Annotated in this window: 6 protein-coding genes; 5 read left to right on the top strand and 1 reads right to left on the bottom strand. The window is 75.2% G+C overall.

Annotated elements, in window-relative coordinates:
* The first annotated feature begins 191 nt into the window (after positions 1 to 191).
* From ABTZ17_RS25140 to ABTZ17_RS25160, 5 genes are all read left to right on the top strand, one after another.
* Positions 192 to 389: an aroma-sacti cluster domain-containing protein gene (locus tag ABTZ17_RS25140; protein WP_352197965.1), complete on the top strand. Its 198-nt coding sequence runs from the start codon at positions 192 to 194 to the stop codon at positions 387 to 389.
* A gap of 162 nt (positions 390 to 551) precedes the next feature.
* Positions 552 to 1,907, top strand: coding sequence for a radical SAM/SPASM domain-containing protein (locus ABTZ17_RS25145; protein ID WP_352197966.1), 1,356 nt, complete (start codon positions 552 to 554; stop codon positions 1,905 to 1,907).
* Positions 1,904 to 2,569 (top strand): flavoprotein, encoded by a 666-nt coding sequence (locus ABTZ17_RS25150; RefSeq protein ID WP_352197967.1) that lies wholly within the window; start codon positions 1,904 to 1,906, stop codon positions 2,567 to 2,569. Before ABTZ17_RS25145 ends, ABTZ17_RS25150 begins: the two co-directional genes overlap by 4 nt.
* A gap of 74 nt (positions 2,570 to 2,643) precedes the next feature.
* The gene (locus ABTZ17_RS25155; RefSeq protein WP_352197968.1) at positions 2,644 to 4,080 is read left to right on the top strand and encodes an MFS transporter; all 1,437 of its coding nucleotides are present in this window, start codon (positions 2,644 to 2,646) and stop codon (positions 4,078 to 4,080) included.
* Positions 4,077 to 6,266 carry a B12-binding domain-containing radical SAM protein gene (locus ABTZ17_RS25160; RefSeq protein ID WP_352197969.1) on the top strand — a complete coding sequence of 730 codons (2,190 nt, stop codon included), beginning with the start codon at positions 4,077 to 4,079 and terminating at the stop codon, positions 6,264 to 6,266. The genes ABTZ17_RS25155 and ABTZ17_RS25160 overlap by 4 nt, the downstream gene beginning before the upstream one ends.
* A 76-nt stretch (positions 6,267 to 6,342) precedes the next feature.
* Here the strand turns inward: ABTZ17_RS25160 and ABTZ17_RS25165 are convergent, their stop codons facing one another.
* The gene (locus ABTZ17_RS25165) at positions 6,343 to 7,005 is read right to left on the bottom strand and encodes a 4'-phosphopantetheinyl transferase family protein (protein WP_352197970.1); all 663 of its coding nucleotides are present in this window, start codon (positions 7,003 to 7,005) and stop codon (positions 6,343 to 6,345) included.
* Positions 7,006 to 7,211 lie beyond the last annotated feature (206 nt).

Raw genomic sequence — 7,211 nt, forward strand, 5'->3', positions numbered from 1 at the left:
CTATGCACCCTTCACCCCGGTTCGCCCGACGTGATTTCGCCACCGACGGCCGTGCCAGGGGTCAGGACCGGCCTCGCGGGGCCCCTCCGGACCGCCGATCCGTAGTCGAATGAGGGATGGCCGGGCGGCGGACCCCGGAGCAGCCTTGCGTGGTGCACCAACCGGTGACCCCCTCTGTGAAGGAGTGAGGCATGTCCTACGAGCCCCTGGAAGCACTGCGCCGGGCCGGTACCCCGGTCGACCTGCTGTCGGATTCCGAGCGCGCGGTGTTCTCCGAGCTCAGCCCGGACGAGGTGGCCGTCCTGGGCACCATCCAGGCCCGGCTGAGCGCCGTGTCCGCCGCCGTCGAGGGCCAGCGCGCCGACTCCAACACCAACGTCGTCTGCTGACGCCCGGCCCGGCGCACGGCCGGACCGGTGGCCTCCCGGCCGCCGGTCCGGCCGCACGGGGCCCGTCCGCCGTCCGCCGCACCGCGCCGGTGCCGCGGCCGGCGGCGGGGCCCGGCCGGCGCCCGGACACCGTCTGCCCGGAGGGACCGCGGAAGGTTGGGGATGGACCGAGTCAGCAGATACCTGGTGCTCAGCGACCGCACGTACGCCGACGCCACGGGCGTGCGGGTACGGCTGGCGTACAGCACCCGCACCGCGCACACCCTGGCGGTCGACCCCGCCACCGCCCTCGCCCTCCAGGACGGGGACCCCGGCGGGCTCTCCCCCGCCTGGACCGGCGCGCTGCGCGCCGCCGAGGTGCTGGTACCGGACGGACAGGACGAGCTGACCTCGGTCCTCGACCGCAACCGCCGCGCCAACGCCGACCGTTCGGCCGTCCACATCGCCCTCCTGCCCACCTCCTACTGCAACATGGGCTGCGCCTACTGCGGGCAGCAGCACACCCGCGGCGGCCTCACCGCCGGCCACCGGGACCGGGTGCGCGCCCGCGTCCTGCGGGCCGTGGCCGCCCCGGACACCCGCAGCGTCCGCGTCGACTGGTTCGGGGCCGAACCGCTGATGGGCTACGCCGTCATCCGCGACCTCGCCCCCGGCTTCGTCCGCGCGGCCGCCGAACGCGGCGCCGCCTACTCCTCGGTGCTCGTCACGAACGGCTCCCTGCTGACCCGGTCGAAAGCGGACACCCTCATCCGGGCCTGCGGGGTGGACCATTTCGAGATCACCATCGACGGACCCCCCGAGATCCACGATTCCCACCGACCTCTGAAAAGCGGCCAGGGATCCTTCTGGAAAATCGTGCGCACCGTCCGTTCCGTCCTCCACGCACCTGAATTACAGTCTGCTCGATTCACGTTCCGCACGAATGTCGACGCCCACAACCAGGACGCCGTCCCGCGCTATATCGAGCTCATGGCGGAACTCGGTTTCTCCCACCCGAGGGTGACGTTCTCGATCGTTCCGGTGCACTCCTGGGGCAACGACGTCTCCGCGATCGAGGTGTCCAAACGCGGCTTCGCCGAGCGGGAGGCCGAGTGGTTCCGGCTGCTGCTGGCGCACGGCCTCCGCGCCCGGCTCCTCCCGAACACCCCGACCACCGTGCTGTGCCCCGCCACCACCACCTCGGCGGAGATCATCAGCAGCACCGGCAACGTGTTCTCGTGCAGCGAGTACCCGCTGGTCCCCGAGGCCGAGCGGACCCTCGCCCTGACCCACATCGATCGCGCCGGAACCACCCCCGGCCGCCCGGTGGGGCCCTTCGACGGCTGGAACGACGAGATCGCCCGCGGCACCACCTGGTGCCGGGACTGCGTGTTCATGCCGACCTGCGGGGGCTCCTGCCCGAAAGCCTGGCAGGAGGGCCATCCGCCCTGCCCCGGCTACAAGTTCAACGTCCAGGACCGCCTGGACCTGGTGGCCGCCCAGTGCGGGCTGCGCCCCGCCGCGGCGGCGGCCCGGTGACCGCCGCCCCCGGGACGGGACCGGACGGCGCGGGCCGGGACGAGGGCCGGAGCGGAGGCGGGGGCACCGGCGGCGCCGACGGCGGCGGCCCCCCGGCACGCCGCCTGCTGCTCGGCGTCTGCGGCTCCGGCAACGTGCTCGCCCTCCCCCAGTACCTGATGGACCTGCGCACCGGCCTCGGCCCGGAGGTGGAGATCCGCATGGTGATGACCCCCGCCGCGGCCGCCCTGCTCCCGCCCGCCACCATGCGGCTCCTCTGCGAGGCCGTCCACTGCGACGGCGAGGACGAGTTCACCACCGGGCACGTCGCCCTCGCCGACTGGGCCGAACGGATCGTGGTGCTGCCCGCCACCGCCGACCTCCTCGGACAGGCCGCGCACGGCCTCGCCGCCGGACTCCTCGGCTCGGTGCTCCTCGCCCACGAAGACCCGGTGCTGTTCTTCCCGAGCATGAACCTCCGGATGTGGGAACGCCCCCCGGTCCGGCGCAACGTGGACCGGCTCCGCGCCGACGGACACGCCGTCGTGGACCCGGTCAAGGCCCCCGCCTGGCAACTCTCCACCCGGGACCTGCGCCCCAACCTCGCCCTGCCGCCGCCCCGCACGGTGACCGCGGTGATCGGCGAGTTCCTGCGGCCCCTCCCCGCACCCCCCGGCCGCTGACCCGACGCGCCCCGCCCAGCCCCGGCCCCTTCGCCATCCCCATCCCACCCGACGCAGGAGAACCAGGAGGAGACGTGGCGGCACCCCCGGGGAAGTTCCGTACGGCGCTCGGCCGCGGACCGATGGCGGTGCGCGGCTTCCGGCTGCTGCTCGCCGGACAGCTGTCCTCCACCGTCGGGGACTACTGCTACGCCGTGGCCCTGCCCTGGCTGATCCTGTCCGGGGACGGCGGGCCCGTGCTCCTCGGCACCGTCCTGGCCTGCTACGGCATCCCCCGCGTGGTGACCATCCCGCTCGGCGGGGTGGTGGCCGACCGGTACGGCGGCCGCCGGATCATGCTCCTCACCGACCTGGTGCGGGCCGCCGCCGTCGGGGTCCTCGCGGTCCTCGCCGCGACGGGCACCCCCACCCTGGCCTCCCTGGCCCCCATCGCCGTGATCCTGGGCGCCTGTTCGGGCATGTTCATCCCCGCCTCCTACACCCTGCTGCCCGCCCTCCTGCCCAAGGATGAGCTGGGCCGCGGCAACGCCCTGTCCACCATGGTCAACCAAGCGGGCGGGCTGCTGGGGCCGACCGCGGGCGGGGCGCTGGTCGCGGCCTTCGGGGCGGGCCCCGCCCTGGCCGTGGACGCCTGCTCGTTCCTGGTGTCGGCCCTGGTGCTGGCACGGGTCCGCACCACCGCCGAGAAGGAGGCCGAGCGGGCGGCCGACGGCCCGGAGGGCGAGGGCACGGCGGCCGCGGACGGGGCCGGCAAGGCCCGCGAGACGGGCCCCACCTTCCGCGAACTCCTGCGCCACGGACGGCTCCTGCACGTGATCCTGGTGGTGGCCCTGGTCTGCAACCTGGCCTTCAACGGCACCATCGAGGTGGCCCTCCCCGGTCTGGCCCACGAGGGCATGGGGGCCACCGGCTACGGGGTGCTCCTGACCTGCCTCAGCCTGGGCGGTCTGGCCGGATCGGTGGTGGCGGCCCGCAGCCGGCCGGTGGAGTCGCCCGCCTACCTGTTCGCCGTGCTGGCGGTGGTCATGGGCGTGGCCCTGGGCGCCGTGCCGTACGCGGGCGGGCTGGTGGGGGCCGCCGTCTGCGTGTGCGTGTACGCCGTGGCCAGCGGCTGGCAGAACATCGTGGTGGTCACCATGCTCCAGGTGTGGACGCCCCCGCACCTCATCGGCCGGGTGATGAGCCTGGTGATGCTGGCCGTGATGGGCACCTTCCCGGTGTCGGTGGCGGTGGCCGGGTTCGGGGTCCGGCAGCTGGGCGCGGCCCCGTTCTTCCCGGTGGCCGGCGCCGCCATCGCCCTGGCCGTGCTCGGCGCGCTCACGCAACGGCCGTTCCGCACCCACCGCGCGGGCACCGAGTACACCGGTCCGGCGCGCGCCCCGGTCCCCTCACCGACCCCCTCCCCGTCACCGGCCGCCGTCCCCTCTCCCGGGGCGGGCGCGGCACCCTCGGGCCCGGGGTCGGGTCCCGTCCCGGTCCGGCAGGACAGCAGTCAGGAGTCGCAGCGATGAGCGTGTTCGTCCCCCTGGGCAGGCCGCCGCGTCCCGCGCCGGAGCCGGGCCGGCCCCCCGTGGAGGTCCCCTATCTGCTGGTGAACCCGCCGGTGACCGATCCGACCACCCCGTACCACTCGATCCCGTACCTGGTGGGCGCGGCCAAGGCCGCGGGGCACGGCGCCCACGGGTGCGTGGACGCCAATCTCGACGCCTTCGAGTACCTGGCGGCGCCGGAGCGGTTCGGCGCGGCCCTGGAGTCCGCGCGGCGGGTCCGGGCCCGGATCGCGGAGCGGTCGGGCCCGCCGAGCCGGGAGGACGAGATCCGCTACCGGCAGGCCCTGGCCGCCGAGGGGTTGACGGCCCGCTCCGCGACGGACGCGATCGCCGTCTTCCGGGATCCGGAGCTCTTCTACCACCCGCCGACGTACGCGCAGGCCGTGGCCGTGATGAGCCGCTGGTGGGAGTTGCTGGCGCTGGAGATGCCGCCGGGTGCCGCCGACGGGTTCTCGATGCGCGGCAAGTCCACGGTGAACCTCTGCAGTTCGGCCGACCTGTCCGATCCGGCGGTGGTCGCGGCGGTGGCCCGGCCCTTCGAGGGCTATTTCACGGAGGCGTTCCTGCCGAGGCTGCGGGAGCGGCCCTGGGCGGTGGTCGGGCTGTCCGTGAACTACACCAGTCAGCTGCCGGTGGCCCTGCGGATGGCCCGTCTGGTGCGGGAGGCCCTGCCCGAGGCGGTGATCGTCTTCGGGGGCACGGAGACCGGGGACGTGGTCAAGTACGCCGCCGACCCCGCGGCCTGTTGGCGGGTCTTCCGGGACGCCGACCTCATCGTGCCCGGCGAGGGCGAGACGGCCTTCACGGGGATCCTCGACGCGGTGGCCGCCGGGGCGGACCGGGCGGGCACCGGCTTCGACGGCATCGGCGGGGTCATGACCCGCACCCGGCCCGCGCCCGACATCGCCTACGGCAGCGTCGCCGGGCTCGCCGGCCCCGCCTACGAGGTGTGGGACTGGCAGCGGTACTGGTCCCCGGAACCGGTGGTCCTCTACAGCCCCACCCGCGGCTGCTACTGGAACAAGTGCACCTTCTGCGACTACGGCCTCAACACCGACCGCCCCACCTCGCCCTCCCGGGAGCGGCCGGTGGCCGCCGTGCTGGAGGACCTGCGGTCCGCCGCGGCCTTCGGCAGGACGGTGTACTTCGCGGTGGACGCCATGTCCCCCCGCTACCTGCGCACCCTGGCGACGGCCCTCGCCGGATCGGAGCTGGACCTGCGCTGGGCGGCGGAACTGCGGCTGGAGCGCACCTTCCCCGAGCGGTCCGCCGGGGAGCTCCTGGCCTCCTCCGGCTGTGTGGCGGTGTCCTTCGGCTACGAGTCGGGCACCCAGCGCGTCCTCGACCTCATCGACAAGGGGGTCCGCATCGACCGGGTCCCGGAGGTCCTCGCCGAGCTGGCCCGCAACGGCGTCGCCGCCCAGATGATGGGCTTCACCGGCTTCCCCACCGAGTCCCGGCCCGAGGCGCTGGCCACGTACGAGTTCCTCCAGGACCACGAGAAGCTGTGGACGACCGCCGGGATCGGGGTGTTCTCGCTGACGCCCGGGTCCATCGTCGCCAAGGACCCGGACCGCTTCGGCATCGAGCTGCTGCCGCCCTCCCCCTCCGACGACATCCACCGGTACGTGCCCTGGCGGGACCGGGCCACCGGGGAGGTGCACTGGCCGGAGCCCGAGGACCCGCGGATCCCCCGGGAGTACGTGGCGAGCACCCGCAAGGTCCGCTTCGACCGGCCGTTCACCGGGGGCATCGACTCGGCGCACAGCCTGCTGTACTACGCCCGGTTCGGGCGCGGTCTGCTGCCGGAGCCGCCGGGCGACGGTCCGGGCCGGGAGGAGGAGCCCCGGGTGCGGTTGGTGGAGGAACCGGTGTTGGAGGTGCCGTTCGCCTCGGTCGCGGAGCTGACGGCGGTGCCGGACCTGATGGACGAGGTGGGTCGGCGCAGCCGCGCCCGCCTGGACACCACCTCACCGGCGTACGGGGAGTGGTTGGACGGCCCCGGCGCGGCCCGTCCCGGCTCCTGCGGGGTCCTGGTGCTCGCCCACGGGGAACTGATCGAGGTCCCCCCGGGGATCGACTTCACGGGGAACCCGGCGGCCGCCCGCGCGCTCCGCCTCCTGCTGTCCGCGCAGGCCCGCGGCTGACGGCGGGAGCGTCGACCGCGGACGGGCACCGCGCTCACCGCCCCCGACCCACCGCCCCGAGCTCACCGCCTCCCGCTCACCGCCCCGCGGGCACGGTGATGCCGGTCACGAGCACCCCGTACCGGCTCAGCCAGCGTCCCACCAGCGGGTCCAGCCGCGCGGCGTGCTCCGCGGGCACCTCGGCCAGCAGCCGCGCCGTGAACCGTCCGGTGGCGGGCTCGATCGCGACGACCGCCTCGTCGAAGTCGAGCTCGCGCCGGGTCAGCGGGTACCAGGTCTTGAAGACGCTCTCCTTGGCGCTGAACAGCAGCCGGTCCCAGTTGACCTCGGGCCGGTGCGCGGCGAGCGCGGCGATCTCGCGGCGCTCCTCGGGGCGGGCGATGGTCTCCAGGGTGCCGGGGCGCAGCGGCAGGTCCGGTTCGGCGTCGATGCCGACGGAGGCGTAGTCGGTGGCGCGGGCCACGGCGGCGGCCCGGTAGCCGGCGCAGTGGGTCATGCTGCCGACGGTTCCGGCGGGCCAGCCGGGGGCGCCGCGCCGGTCGGGGAGCAGCGGTTCGTAGGGCAGGCCGAGGCGTTCGAGGGCCTTGCGGGCGCAGAGCCGGACGGTGGTGAACTCGCGGCGGCGGGCGGGTACGGACCGGGCGACGACGGCGGCCTCCGCGGGGTGGAGGGGGGCGTCGGCGGGGTCGTGGAAGGCGTCGGCGGCGGCCACGGCGGGCGGCAGCAGGGTCTCTATCACCCGGTTCCTCCGGGGTTCGGGGCGGTCGGGCGGGCGGGTGCGGGCGTGCGGAAGCGGCCACGCGGGACACGGGGCGGCGGAAGGGTGGTGCGGGGGGTGTGGGGGCCGGGGGCCGGGGGGGGTGGCCGCCGGGCGCCGCCCGCGGGGTCGGCGCGGGCCCCCCCGGGGAGCGCGGGGAGGTGGGCGCCGGGGCCCCCGGAGCGGAC

Source organism: Streptomyces sp. NPDC097619, assembly GCF_040302735.1.
GTDB lineage: Bacteria > Actinomycetota > Actinomycetes > Streptomycetales > Streptomycetaceae > Streptomyces.